The organism is Solibacillus sp. FSL H8-0523, assembly GCF_038051985.1.
In the GTDB taxonomy this organism is placed as follows: domain Bacteria; phylum Bacillota; class Bacilli; order Bacillales_A; family Planococcaceae; genus Solibacillus.
The window spans coordinates 1,026,686-1,040,264 of sequence record NZ_CP150291.1 but is presented as its reverse complement, the minus strand read 5'-3'; the positions used below and the strand labels follow the sequence as shown (position 1 = coordinate 1,040,264).

Sequence of the window (13,579 nt, the reverse complement as noted above, 5' to 3'; positions counted from 1 at the left end):
GAATAAAGCTACAGCTATGTATAAGCCATTACATGACGTAATGGTGATAAATTTCCTTCATTAGTTTAACATGAAGTGTTAGTTCCTTCTATTGCAAATGTCATATCGCATCAAAAAATCAGACCTTTGACGGAAGCTTTCGTACACAAATTGATTATGTTTTCAAGTTACGTCATGCTGAGCGGTCTGTGCACCATTTTCGGGGATATTAATTCCATTTTAAGGGATTCTGCTCGTAACTTTGTGGTAATTGCTCATAACGGTAAAATTTTCGCTCATAACTTACATAAAAACGCTCATATCCGCACATATTTCGCTCATAAACTTCGATTTTTCGCACATATTGTGGTTAGGAAAGATAAATGCCAAACAATGTGCTCTCTTTTCACAACGCTTCTCTTCTTAAAATGTTCCAAAACGAAAAAAACATTTACGCAAATTTTTCATTCGCGTAAATGTTTGTAGCTTAACGTGTTCTTTTTTCAACAAGTAGTTTTAATGCCGTTCGATCTTCCCCTGCAATTATAATATCCGCAAATGCAGGTGCACAAATTAAGTCCGTTCCACTCGGTGCCACAAACCCTCTCGCTATAGCGATTGCCTTGACTGCCTGATTCAGTGCCCCTGCGCCGACCGCTTGCATTTCTGCAAAGCCTTGCTCTCTAATGACCGCAACTAGTGCTCCTGCCACAGAATTAGGATTAGAACGAGATGATACTTTTAATGCATCCACAGTTATTTCCCCCATTATATAAAATTAGTTTTCTAGAAAAAAATTATCGTTTACGTTTTTCAATAAGAAGCTTAAGTGCTGTTCGATCTTCACCAGCAATCGTAATATCTGCAAAAGCTGGTGCACAAATTAAATCCGTTCCGCTCGGTGCCACAAATCCTCTCGCAATGGCCACCGCTTTTACCGCCTGATTCAGTGCGCCTGCTCCAACTGCTTGCATTTCTGCATACCCTTGTTCCCGAATGACCGCGACTAGTGCCCCTGCAACTGAGTTCGGATTAGAACGAGATGATACTTTTAATGAATCCACAGCTATTCCTCCTCATATAAGTTCCTCTTTTTTTATTAGGACTGGTTTATTTATTGTCCGTAGCCTATTGTATGCACGGCCGAAAAGAAATAGTCTTAGAAAAGTTGTAAATTATAATGAACCCTCACTTTCGACAACATATGACCGATTTGTCAGGATTCCATATAATGTTCAGCATTATAATAATCTTTGCTACGAGGGGCAACGTATTTATTTAAAATAACTCCCAAAATGGTCGCTTGGGAATTTTCTAAAATCGCCGTTGCCTTTCGGACAACCTCCTTTTCTGCAACACCCGAATGAACGATTAATAATGTTCCATCACATTTATTCGACAAGATATGTGCATCTGATACCGATAACAGGGGGGGCGCGTCAATAATAATGATGTCAAACGTCTTCTTGGCCTCCAGGATCAATGCATCCATCGCTTTTGAGGAAAGTAATTCTGCTGGATTTGTTGGAACCGGACCACTTGTAATGACGTAGAGCCCTACTATAAATGTCTCTTGTACAGCTTCTTCGAAAGAAATTTTCTTTGTCAGAAAATTCGACAGCCCGATATTATTAAAGGTTTTGAACGTTTGATGCAACGTTGATTTGCGCATATCACCATCAATAATCAACACTTTTTTTCCTTCATGCGCAAAAACAACGCCTAAATTTGCTGCATTTGTAGACTTCCCTTCACCTGGTGTTGAGGAGGTAACTAAAATGGTTTTTATTTCTTGGCCAGGCGTAGAAAATGTAATATTTGCACGGATCATACGATATTGCTCCGCCACAGTCGATTTCATATCTGTAACCGTCACAAGTTGTCGGGCCTTTCTTGAGAGCTTTAGACTTTTTTTCTTTTTTCTACTTTTCAGCCAAAACATTTTTTTTCCTCCTATCTTTCTGCGAGAATAGGGACTTTTTTTTCACTTTTTCTTCTGGAATTAATCCAACTACACCCATCACTGGCAAATGCAAAAATGTTTCAATGTCATCCTCGCTCTTGATTGTCGTATCTAAAAATTCTAAGTACATTGCCAACCCAACACCTAACATAAAGCCAATGACTGCTCCAACTACTAGATTCAGCTCTTTATTTGGTTTTAAGGGACGGGGCGAATCACTTTGTTTTGCTGCTGATAAAATCGTAATATTGTCTACGCTCATCAACTTTGGAATTTGCTCTTTAAATACTTCGGCCACGGTATTTGCTATTTCAACAGCCCGTAATGGATCGGTGGCATCGACGCTAATATTTACAACTTTTGATTCACTTTTACTCGACACGGATATTTGTTTCATTAATTGTTCTGGCGTAGTATCTAGCTCAAGCTTTTCAATAACTGGGGTTAAAATGACCGGACTTGTGATAATTTCGTTATACGTATTAATCAATCGTAAATCGCTCTCTATTGATTGCCAGGGGTTCGCTTCCACAGAGTTACTTTTTTGATTGACTAATATTTGAGTTTGTGCCTGATAAATTGGTGTTAAGACGTAAACCGTTATCCCTAGACTGATACCAATACTAATAATAATGAAGATAATAATAAGCACCATTCGTTTCCTTATTACTCTGAATATTTCTCGTAGAGTGATAGTTTCTTCCAATTTTATTCCCCCTTGAAATAGGATTGTTGTTAATGATTAATATACGGTTCAGCTGCTATTCCATAATATCGATAACTAGTGATTTTATTTTCTTTAGCGGGATTTCCCGAGTAAATGAAGCCTTCTTTTGTATGTTTATTGACGACCGCTCCCGATGAAATCAAGCAATCTTTTGCGATTTTAATTGAGTCATTCAACGTACTGTTAACCCCCAAAAAACAACTTTCCCCAATTTCACAACGTCCCGCTATCACCACCTGAGACGTGATAAAGCAATTGTCTTTAATGACTGAACGATGGCCAATGTGATTACCGCTCCACATAATGACATTATTCCCTACACGGGCATGATGCTGTAAGACATTGTGTTCAAAAATAAACGTATTTTCCCCAATTGTTACATTGGGCCAAACAAAGGCTTTTGAGCTAATATAAGAAACGACTTCATAGCCTTTATTTTTCACTTCATGATATAAGCGAGTCCGGGGTCGATTTAACTTTGTGCTATTGATCGCAACAAACACTTTATATTGAGCTGGTGCATAATACTGTTCAATTTCTTCAAAAGGAATAATCGGCAAATCATACAGTGTGTCTTTTTTTAGATACTCTTTTTCAACAGCGAAGGCCACGACACGATATGGTGAATCATACGTAAAGTATTCATAGGCAATTTCAGCAAATTCGCCATCACCAATTAATAGAATGTCCTCATTTTTCATAGGCCGTCACATATAAATACGGCTTCACTTTATCGATTACGTCTTGAAATGTTTCTGTATCTCGAAAAATTTCAACAGGAAGTGTTGTGTTGAATTTGTCATCACAATAAGAAACTAAGTCCATCCTCGTTAAGGAGTCCCATTCATCTATACTGTCTAAACGTGTAGCCATTGTTAGCGTACCTGGTTCTACTTCTAAAATTTCTTCACATAATGTAATAAATTGTTGGAGATTCACCGATTTGCCCCCTCATAAAAAATAAAATTACGCGCTGATCTTGATTGCGCAAACACCCCAAGATAGTCCTACACCGAACCCAACTAATAACACTTTGTCCCCATTTTTTATGTTTCCCTGTTCGATTTCTCTTTTTAAAGCAATTGGAATTGTAGATGAAACCGTATTGCCACAATCCTTCAATTGAATGGAAAACTTAGTCTTATCAATACCGAGTCTTCTTCTCAAAGCTTCTAGCATGTACGCATTCGCTTGATGAAAAATAAAATAATCATAGTCATTCAAGGTCGTCTGTTCTTTGTGTAACAAATCAGCAATTGCTTTTGGGACCTCTCTCATCGCAAAATTGAATACTTCTGATCCATTCATATACAAATTGCTGCGCGTTCGAATATTGCCTTTTTCATCTGCCACTTCTATTAAAGCTTCAGAATCCATTGGCTCTCTCGCCCCGCCTGCATAGATGATTAAATCTTTTGCCCCGCTGCCATCTGTTCCATATACAAATGGTCCCACGCCTTCATCGGAAGATTCCGTAATTAAAGTCGCCGCTGCTCCATCCCCGAATAATAAAGAGGTACCGAGATCCTGATTGTGAACAAATTTACTATACGTATCTGCTGTTAAAAGCAGCACCTTTTTCGCTTGCCCACTTTCAATCAGACCTTTTGCAAGAGCCAGACCATAAATAAATCCCGAACAGCCTAAATTAAAATCCAGTGCACCGCAACTCGTCCGAAGCTTTAATTTCTCCTGAATGATGCAGGCTGTTGTCGGCAAAATATAATCTGGTGCTTGTGTGCAAAAAAGCAAAAAATCAATTTCACCCTTTTGACAAATGCCCTTTGCAAATAACTTTTCAGCAGCTTGTATCGCTAAGTCAGAAGCAGTTTCATCCTGCTCCGCGATATATCTCGTTGATATGCCAAGCTTTTTAGTTAATTTATTGTTCGGGTCATTAGTTTGATAGTTTGTTGGGAAATGGTATTCTATTGCCTTGACTGTTGTCATTTTTATCACCTACCGATTCTCTAGTGATTGCAATATTTTTAAGCTTTTTTATTATATGTTTGGGCTTTGCTATTCATTACTAATTAGTATCAAACAAATAAACAGACAAACTGCTTCCTTTATTCTTGATGTTTTATGATCGGTAGCTTGATATGTGATGGATAGTCTGGACCGATATGAACAGTATTTTCTGCGATCACAAAATCTAGTTCTGAATCTACACCGAGCGGATTTCCGGTATTTGAATTTCGGTCAAATCTCGGGAAATTGCTGCTTGCGACAGCGACTCGAATGCGATGCCCCTCTTTAAATACATGACTTATATCCTGTAAATCGATTTCAATCTCATACACTTTCCCGTCTTCTATAAAGACTTCTTGATCTAGTCCTTCACGGAATCGCATTCGTAACGCACCTTCACTTAATATATGGGACGTACCATCGGGTGAAACATCCGTTAATTTCATCGTGAAATCCGTATCAACGGCATCTGAAGAAACATATAACGTCGCTGTCACCGTCCCCCCGATTTCTACAGGTTGTGTTAACGGCTCTGATGTGTAGGTTAATGAATGTTTTTCGGCAGGGCGTTGATCTAAAGGCCCCAGTCCTAATTCGCCAAATAAGTTTCTCCCGCCAATGGTAATAATTGGGGTTTTCGGATCGTATTTATATTGATCTACCCCTTGTAAAGCCGGCTGTTGTTTCGACAAACGCGCATCATTGATTGACATAGCACTGTTGCTTTTTTCATTTGTAAAGTACCATGTATCTTCTTCTACATTTGCAACGGGCCATACGCTCGACGTTTTCCATTCATTAGCGCCAATTGTATAATACGTGATCGGATCTTCTGCCATAACACCTGTATCGATATCCTTTAGCCAGTAATCAAACCAACGCTCCATTTCGTTAATTAAATAGATTTCATCGCCTTCAAAAAAAGCACTATCGCCGTCTATCCCGTGCTGTCCGAAATCTTGATGCGTCCAAGGGCCCATCAGAAGCTTTTGGTTCCCTTTCGCTCCATCTCCTCCATCTTGCTGCAGACCGAGATAGTTTTTCATCGTTCCTTCTAAAAAGGTGTCATACCAGCCTCCAAGGTGATAAATCGGAATGTTAATATTCGAAAAGTTAGCCGGAATATCATAATAATCATAGTAATCATCTTGTATATAATGTTCAAAAATTGACGTAAACAATGGATTATCACTTAAATAAGGGAAGCGATTAAGCGGTGTATGTCTAAATAACTCTGGAAACTCCTTATTTTTTTCCACTATAGTAGAATAGGTTTCGTCATCAATTTTGCCTTGCTGTAGCATTTTTATTGAATACGCCGTGTTAATAAAATACATCCACCTTGTTGCCAGTTCGTGTCGATAAATGCCACCTTCCGCAATCACTTCTTCATAAAATTCAGAAGGTGCCATTTGGACAAAGGCAGCCTTTAATCCAGGTGGGTTTTTCGTTGCTAATAAATTCGCTGTCATTCCAGGAGCAGATTTCCCAAAAGCGCCTACTTTCCCATTGCTCCATGCTTGTTCGTTTAACCAAATAACCGTTTGATACCCATCTGATGCATCATCCTGAAACAATCGCCATTCTCCTTCAGAACCATATAAGCCTCTAACATCTTGGATCACGACGACATAGCCTTTTTCAGCCATTGTTAGTCCAAGCTTTCGGTAGTCTCCTTCTTCTTTACTGCTAAATGCGCCACTATTATAGGTCGTTCTCGCGAGCAAGACCGGATAGCTTTTAACATCATTTGGGCGATAAATACGAGAAGCTAATTTTACCCCGTCATTCATTTCAATGAATACATCTTCAATCACAACATCTATTGCTCCTTGCCGTTCTTCTGAACATGCACTTAGAATGACGGTTAATAAGATAATCATCGCTATATAAAATTTTTTATTCACAATCATAATGGCCTCCTACTTGTTGCCTCTCCATTTGATTACTTTTCTACTTTCGTACAATTAAATGAACAAAAGCTGAATTCTATTGTCTAGAACTCAGCCTCTTTCTAACGCCATGATTGCCTCAATACATCTGAATGCGCCTACGATTCACTTGCTCAAGCCACGCTTTATTGTCCATATACCATTTGATCGTTTGATTGATCCCTGATTCGAAGGTGAATTTCGGCTTCCATCCTAATTGCTCAATTTTCGATGGATCGATGGCATAGCGTTTATCGTGACCTAAACGATCCTCGACAAATTCAATCAGCTGTTCTGACTTACCTAATGCTTGGATAATGGTCTTCACGACTTGTAAATTCGTGCGTTCATTATGACCACCGATATTGTAGACCTCACCGTCGACACCTTCATGCAACACGACATCAATCGCTGCGCAATGATCCATCACATGCAACCAGTCACGGATATTTTGACCATCCCCGTACACCGGTACTTTTTCATCTTTCAAAACACGATTAATCGTTAAAGGTATTAACTTCTCAGGAAAATGGTAAGGGCCATAGTTATTCGAACAACGCGTAATATTCATGGGCATTCCGTAAGTATGGTGATATGCCTGTACAAGAAAATCCGAGGATGCTTTACTTGCACTATATGGGCTATTTGGCTGTAACGGCGTTTCTTCTGTGAAAAAGGTTGTCGGGTCCAAATCGAGCTCCCCGTAAACTTCATCAGTTGAGACGTGAACAAACTTTGTAATCCCGACGCGTCTCGCTGCTTCTAATAACACTTGTGTACCTAGAACATTGGTTTGAACAAAAATACCAGGCTCGATAATGGACCGATCTACATGACTTTCTGCAGCAAAATGAACGACAAAATCAAATCGTTCCTTTTCGAATAAATGCATCATTTCATGTTCATTTGTAATATCCGCTTTGATAAAATGATAATTTTCCAACGATTCTATCGCAGAATGCTTCGTTAAATCGCCTGCATACGTCAGTGCATCCAAATTATAGAGCTTATAATGAGGGTATTTTTCAAGTACATAATGAATAAAATTACCACCGATAAATCCAGCTCCACCCGTTACTAATAGCTTTTTCATATGATTTTGCCACCTTTTAAGATACAATTTCGACAGTTTCTTCGACCATTTGTGTAACATCCATCAAATATTTCCCGTAATCTGTTTTCATAAGAGGTTCTGCAAGTTCAATGAGCTCTTTCTTTGTAATATAGCCCTTTCGGTAGGCAATCTCTTCAATACTCGCAATATACAAGCCTTGCCGTTTTTGAATTGCCTCAACAAAATTTGAGGCTTCTAATAGTGATTCATGTGTGCCCGTATCTAGCCAAGCTAACCCACGCCCTGCAAGCTTTACAATCAGTTCACCTTGCTGCATGTATCTTTCTAAAATCGAGGTAATTTCCAGTTCCCCTCGCGCAGATGGCTGCACCTCGTTAGCAAACTGAACAACTTTGTTATCAAAGAAATATAACCCTGGAATCGCATAAGAAGATTTCGGTTTTTCCGGCTTTTCTTCTATTGAAATGGCATTGTGCTGCGCATCTACTTCAACTACGCCATAAGCGCGCGGGTCATTGACATAACAGCCTAAAATTATACTGCCATTCGTTAAGGATGCTGCTTCTTTTAATACAGGCGATAAATTAGACCCGTAAAAAATGTTATCTCCTAACACAAATGCAACGGACGAATCACCGATAAAATCCGCGCCAATGATAAAGGCCTCAGCTAAACCATTTGGATGCTCCTGAACCGCATAGTCAAACTGCATCCCTAGCTTACTTCCATCCCCTAAAAGCTCCTTAAAGCCTTCAATATCACGCGGGGTAGAAATAATTAAAACCTCTCTTATTCCCGCCAGCATTAATACAGATAGCGGATAATAAATCATCGGTTTGTCGTAAATCGGTAGCATTTGTTTTGAAATGGATTTCGTTAAAGGATACAGCCTCGTTCCTGAACCGCCTGCTAGAAGTATGCCTTTCATATCTAGTCCCCTTTTTTGCTATTTAATTAGTTCATGAATTTCTAACATCTGTTTTACTTGTTCTGGCTCATTAAACATCAGCACATCAATAATGGACAAACCCGGTACAAACTCATTGTGAAATTGTTGATACGGTTTTAGCTCGGTTTTAATAAATTGAATATCTAAATCATTGGCGAGATATTTTTGTTGATCGTAAAAATCCATACCACCGATAGCATTAATGTAGGTAGTAGCATGTAGCGCTTTTGAGACTGCAATTCCCCAGTCATCCGCTGCATCCATTTCAGTTAACAGGGGCAAGCGCTCAGATAAAACCGTGATTTTTGTATCGATTTCCAATAAAACGCAAACTTTTTTTAAGACGCTCGTATTTAGTTCACTTAAATAAACCGCATCACTCGCCAAGCAGTCCGTCATAAAATCCAGTACAAATGCATAGTTCGGTGCTTTCCGGTAATAGCTGAGTTGTTGAAAAATCGTGTCCTTCCAACTACTCGTATGATTGATCAATATATCTTTAATTTTTGTTTCTCGAGGCGCTTTGTGTACAGGCACATTGATATAAACGCTTTCTTTGTGTGGATTCAACAGTCGATTACGGTTAATCCAGCCTCTTCGGATATACTGTGCTTGGTCAAAAACAACAAATTCATCGACCGCGTGGATAAGCTGAAAGTAACCCAGATAGGGAAAGAAATACGGTTGCATTAAGGCAACGTTCATATGAAAATATCCCCTTTTGAAACAATTATTTTTTTAGGATTGAGTTTGGCTTTGATTAAGCTGCAAATACAATCGACCGCATCTAATGATAAATCTGCATAGAGTGGCAGTGTTAAGACATTTTGTGCGATTTGTTGTGCGACTGGAGTAGGATTAGTAGTGAATTTAGATTGGTAGCATTCAAGTTCATTGATTAATGGATAAAAATATTTTCTTGTATATATATTGTGTTTCATTAATTCGTGTTGGATGTCGTCTCTTGAAGTTTTTGTGCTGTCAAATAGCACTGGGAAATACGCATAATTACTAGCGACTTCTTTTTGAATCGTTGGTATTGTTATATCAGCCATGCCGCTTAGATTTTCTAGATAGCGTTCGTAAACGGTTTTTCTTTTGGCGATTTCTTGATGGAGTGTTCGCAGATTACAAAGCCCCATCGCTGCTTGAAATTCGTTCATTTTGGCGTTACCACCAATATAGTCTATCGTTTCAGGTCCAGTGATACCAAAGTTTTTACATGCGTTTATGACGTGTTTTAGGTTGGAATCTTTAAACGTTAGAGCCCCACCTTCAATTGTATTAAAAACTTTTGTAGCATGAAAACTGTACATCGAAGCATCTCCAAAGTTGGCCATACTCTCGCCATTTACGGTAACACCGAAAGCATGTGCCGCATCATAAATGACTTTCAGATTATATTTAATGGCGATTCGTTCAATTTCTTTTACATCACACAGATTGCCGTATACATGAACAGGCAGGATCGCTGACGTTTTTTCGGTTATGAGTCGCTCTAAATTTTCGGTTTGCATTGTATAATCATGAGGATTGATATCCGCAAAAATAGGCGTTAATCCTTTTCTTACAATGGCGTGCGTTGTTGAAGCAAATGTAAATGGTGTCGTAATAACCTCGCCTGTCAGCCCGAAAGCCTCTAAACTTGCTTCCAGTGCTAAATGCCCGTTTGTAAAGAGTGCCACATTGGGCGTCTTTAAAAACTCCGCTATTTCCAGCTCTAACTGTGCGTGCTTTGCGCCTTGATTGGTTAACCATTTACTTTCCCATAAATCTTTTATTTCGTCGATATAATCGGTAAACGCTGGCATGGACGATTGTGTTACTTGTATTGGATTATTCATAGCATCACCTTTGCTCTATAGGATAGTAACCTAGTAAAATTTCAAAATCATTATAATGAAATCAGTAACTATTACTCAACGTATAATGTTTTGTTATTTACATATTCTGATTTCAAGATTGAAAACACATAGACATTGTGAAAACGATTTTGTTTATAAACAAAATTTCGAATTAACCCGTCTTTTTTAAATCCATACTTCTCAGATAAACGATATGATGCTTTATTATTTTCATTTACATAGGCATATACCATATTCATACCTAATTCGCCAAATAAATGATCTAATAGTAAATAGCCCGCGTCTGTGCCAATCCCTTTACTATTCAGTTCATTCGTAACGATTAGCCCTCCCCATTCCGCCTTTCTGTTGATATAGTCAATGTTATTTGCGCAAACGTACCCAAGTGGTTGTTGGCTTTCACTACTACAAATAACTAAATAGAGCTGATTGTAATTATTAAATATTTTGTCCTCTATCCATTTTTTATCATGTTCTGAAGAAATATAGTATTTATTACCTGTCGTTGTTTGATAAAGCGTGTCATTATTTCTAATAGTATTTAAAAAACTAATATCACTATGCTCAAAAGCTCTTAAATATACTTTGTTTTCCATATTATTCTCCTTATCTATTAATTAAATGGATGAATTTTTACAAATAGCCTATAATCATATTTTCTTATATGCTTTTAATTGTATACTCCTTCTAGTTCTTAAAAGTTCTTTTAGCGTTACTACTAAATAAGAAAAACATTCGAGTCTGAAAAGAGCAGCTAATCCTATATATATAAATACGCCGACAAAAACTTGAGCTAATAAGGTTAACATGGCTGACATTTGAATCCAATGAATAGTATATATAACTGCTCCCATAACAATAGATAATAGAAAGGAAGGAATCACATCATTCCATTGCTCTCGAATACTATAGTTAAGTAATTGCGAGTTGGGATATGCATTAATGAACGATGCTATAACTCCACCAACTACTATACTAAGAGCTACTGCATAAACACCGAAAGGGATACTCACTATTAAAAAAAATACTCCTAATAGCTTTTTTATAATTTCCAATTTGAGAAAAATATCGCTTCTTCCTAATGCATTTATAGCCTGTAAATTAGCTGTATGAATTGGCCATAATGCATAGCCCGCACAAAAAATTTGGATAAATGGCACGGCAGGTAGCCACTTTTCTGTCAATAAAAGCTTCACTAAAGGTTCTGCAACGACGGCTAACCCAACCATCATAGGGAAAATGATAAATGAACTCGTCACAATTGCTCTCCGCAAAATCTCCTTCACTCTATTTCTATCATCTTGATGTGACGAGAGTGTAGGAAACATAACCGCTTGTATTGCTCCATTTATATTATTTACAAGGAGATTAGGAAATTGCTCTCCTCTATTATAAAAACCTAGTATTGCAGGATTAAACAACTTCCCTATTAATAAAATTCTAATATTTAGATCTATTGCATCAATTAAAGAAGAAACTAGTAACTTCCACCCAAAAGAAAATAAACGCTTAATCCTTTTAAAGGAAAAAAGAAATTTTGGTCTCCAGTTTATTGTGAACCATAATATAATCGTAACTAGAAATTGATTTGTTAATTGAAACCCTACTAAAGCCCATATACCATAATTAGTATATGCCATAGCTATACCAACTATTCCCGCTATAATAGATGCCGTCAATGTACTAGTAAATAGTTTTTTAAATTGAAATTCTCGCGAAATGATTGTATTTTGAATTGCACTTAAAGAATTAAAAAATAATGTTATAGCAAGTATTCTTAAAATAAATTTCAATTGAGGTTGTTCAAAAAATGAGGCTATATATGGTGCTGTGAAAAAGAGTAGGATATATAGAATTAATGCAATAAATAAGTTTAAATAAAAGACCGATGAAAAATCAATCTCTTCAACTTTTTTCTTTTGAATTAAGGCTAAATTAAATCCGCCTTGCGTTATAATTCCAGCCATGGATATGAAAACCATTACCAGAACGATTAATCCAAAATCATCCGGTAAAAGAAAGCGGGCAAGAACAATCATTACGATAAATTGAATCCCCTGAACTCCCAATCTTTCAGTTAATTTCCACAAAAGAGACGAAAGTACTTTGAGTTTTGTTAGATGGAAGTCCATACACTTACTCTCCTTTTAACAACCCTCAAAATCCTAGATAGAAATGGACTAAATTGATCCATAAAAATTATTAATTTTCTCTTGAAACTTAACGCTAAATAGTATTCTTTATATATACCTTTTTTTATTTCATAATAGTTTCTTTGTTCTAATAAAAAAGAGATTTGCGTTTTTATTTTTGTCCTATTAATTACATCTTTATATTGAGAATCAGTATATACATTTAAGTTATCAAGCATTTTTTCAATTTCAGAGTAATGACGCTTCTTAATCTCTATAGTGTTAAATTCTGTTGCTGTCCAAGAGCCACTATGTCCTAATCGGTATGCTGACATAAGTTCGTCAATATAACATACTTCACCTAGTAAGGAAAAATGTATTACATATGGATAATCACCCACTGGAGACTTTTCTAAAAATTCAGGTGTTTCTAATCCGTAATTTTTGCGGAATACCATAGAATTAGTTAAAAATAGTCCTCCACCACCTTCAATAACCTCATCTACTGTAAAAACTTTATCCTTTTTAGATGGTCTATTTTTTAAGAGAACCTTTTTTTCTGCAGCAGTCACTATATATCCGCCATGAACACATAGACTACAATTAGGATTTTTCTCCATCATATCCACTTGTTTTTGTAGCTTATATGGATCTATCCAGTAATCATCACCTTCACACACGGCAATATATTTTCCTTTTGCACGAATCAAATTATTAAGATTTAATGTATTAAACGACTTTCTTTTTGAATACTGATTCTCTGTTTGAAAGATAGGCTTGATTAACCCAGGATACTTTAACTCATATTCTTTGATTATTTCTGGCGTTCGATCAGTAGAAGCATCATCATGTATTAATATTTCAAATTTAAAATTAGTCTTTTGCATTAAAAAACTTTCTATAGCCTCTGCTATAAATTTTTCATGATTATACGTTAAACAATGAACGCTTACTACAACGGTTTCCATATCTTATACTCTCCCAGAA

The 13,579-nt window shown here is 37.1% G+C and carries 15 protein-coding genes; all 15 read right to left on the bottom strand.

The features are described 5' to 3' along the window. Positions 1–466: 466 nt before the first annotated feature. Positions 467–733, bottom strand: coding sequence for a stage V sporulation protein S (locus NSQ62_RS04870; protein WP_341322805.1), 267 nt, complete (start codon positions 731–733; stop codon positions 467–469). 43 nt (positions 734–776) lie between these two features. Further along, complete coding sequence (locus NSQ62_RS04865; RefSeq protein WP_341322804.1) at positions 777–1,043, bottom strand: stage V sporulation protein S; 267 nt, start codon at positions 1,041–1,043, stop codon at positions 777–779. Positions 1,044–1,195: 152 nt separating this feature from the next. Continuing rightward, positions 1,196–1,921, bottom strand: coding sequence for a CpsD/CapB family tyrosine-protein kinase (locus NSQ62_RS04860; RefSeq protein ID WP_341322803.1), 726 nt, complete (start codon positions 1,919–1,921; stop codon positions 1,196–1,198). Then, entirely contained in the window at positions 1,902–2,648 is a 747-nt protein-coding gene (locus NSQ62_RS04855; RefSeq protein ID WP_341322802.1) for a Wzz/FepE/Etk N-terminal domain-containing protein, read from the bottom strand. The genes NSQ62_RS04860 and NSQ62_RS04855 overlap by 20 nt, the downstream gene beginning before the upstream one ends. A 29-nt stretch (positions 2,649–2,677) precedes the next feature. Then, positions 2,678–3,370, bottom strand: coding sequence for an acetyltransferase (locus NSQ62_RS04850; RefSeq protein ID WP_341322801.1), 693 nt, complete (start codon positions 3,368–3,370; stop codon positions 2,678–2,680). After that, entirely contained in the window at positions 3,360–3,608 is a 249-nt protein-coding gene (locus NSQ62_RS04845; RefSeq protein ID WP_341322800.1) for an acyl carrier protein, read from the bottom strand. The genes NSQ62_RS04850 and NSQ62_RS04845 overlap by 11 nt, the downstream gene beginning before the upstream one ends. 27 nt (positions 3,609–3,635) lie before the next feature. Continuing rightward, entirely contained in the window at positions 3,636–4,619 is a 984-nt protein-coding gene (locus tag NSQ62_RS04840; protein ID WP_341322799.1) for a ketoacyl-ACP synthase III, read from the bottom strand. Between the two features lie 119 nt (positions 4,620–4,738). Beyond that, entirely contained in the window at positions 4,739–6,553 is a 1,815-nt protein-coding gene (locus tag NSQ62_RS04835) for a CocE/NonD family hydrolase (RefSeq protein ID WP_341322798.1), read from the bottom strand. 118 nt (positions 6,554–6,671) lie between these two features. Beyond that, positions 6,672–7,664 carry a dTDP-glucose 4,6-dehydratase gene (gene rfbB, locus NSQ62_RS04830; RefSeq protein ID WP_341322797.1) on the bottom strand — a complete coding sequence of 331 codons (993 nt, stop codon included), beginning with the start codon at positions 7,662–7,664 and terminating at the stop codon, positions 6,672–6,674. Between the two features lie 16 nt (positions 7,665–7,680). After that, complete coding sequence (gene rfbA / locus NSQ62_RS04825) at positions 7,681–8,574, bottom strand: glucose-1-phosphate thymidylyltransferase RfbA (protein WP_341322796.1); 894 nt, start codon at positions 8,572–8,574, stop codon at positions 7,681–7,683. A gap of 18 nt (positions 8,575–8,592) precedes the next feature. Then, on the bottom strand, positions 8,593–9,300 hold the full coding sequence (locus NSQ62_RS04820; protein WP_341322795.1) for a WbqC family protein: 708 nt from the start codon (positions 9,298–9,300) through the stop codon (positions 8,593–8,595). Then, positions 9,297–10,439, bottom strand: coding sequence for a DegT/DnrJ/EryC1/StrS family aminotransferase (locus tag NSQ62_RS04815; protein WP_341322794.1), 1,143 nt, complete (start codon positions 10,437–10,439; stop codon positions 9,297–9,299). The genes NSQ62_RS04820 and NSQ62_RS04815 overlap by 4 nt, the downstream gene beginning before the upstream one ends. A 71-nt stretch (positions 10,440–10,510) precedes the next feature. Then, positions 10,511–11,056, bottom strand: a complete 546-nt coding sequence (locus tag NSQ62_RS04810) for a GNAT family protein (RefSeq protein ID WP_341322793.1) — start codon at positions 11,054–11,056, stop codon at positions 10,511–10,513. Positions 11,057–11,110: 54 nt separating this feature from the next. Continuing rightward, on the bottom strand, positions 11,111–12,592 hold the full coding sequence (locus NSQ62_RS04805) for a lipopolysaccharide biosynthesis protein (protein WP_341322792.1): 1,482 nt from the start codon (positions 12,590–12,592) through the stop codon (positions 11,111–11,113). Further along, a complete protein-coding gene (locus tag NSQ62_RS04800; protein ID WP_341322791.1) occupies positions 12,577–13,560 on the bottom strand; it encodes a glycosyltransferase in 984 nt (327 codons plus the stop codon). Before NSQ62_RS04800 ends, NSQ62_RS04805 begins: the two co-directional genes overlap by 16 nt. Positions 13,561–13,579 lie beyond the last annotated feature (19 nt).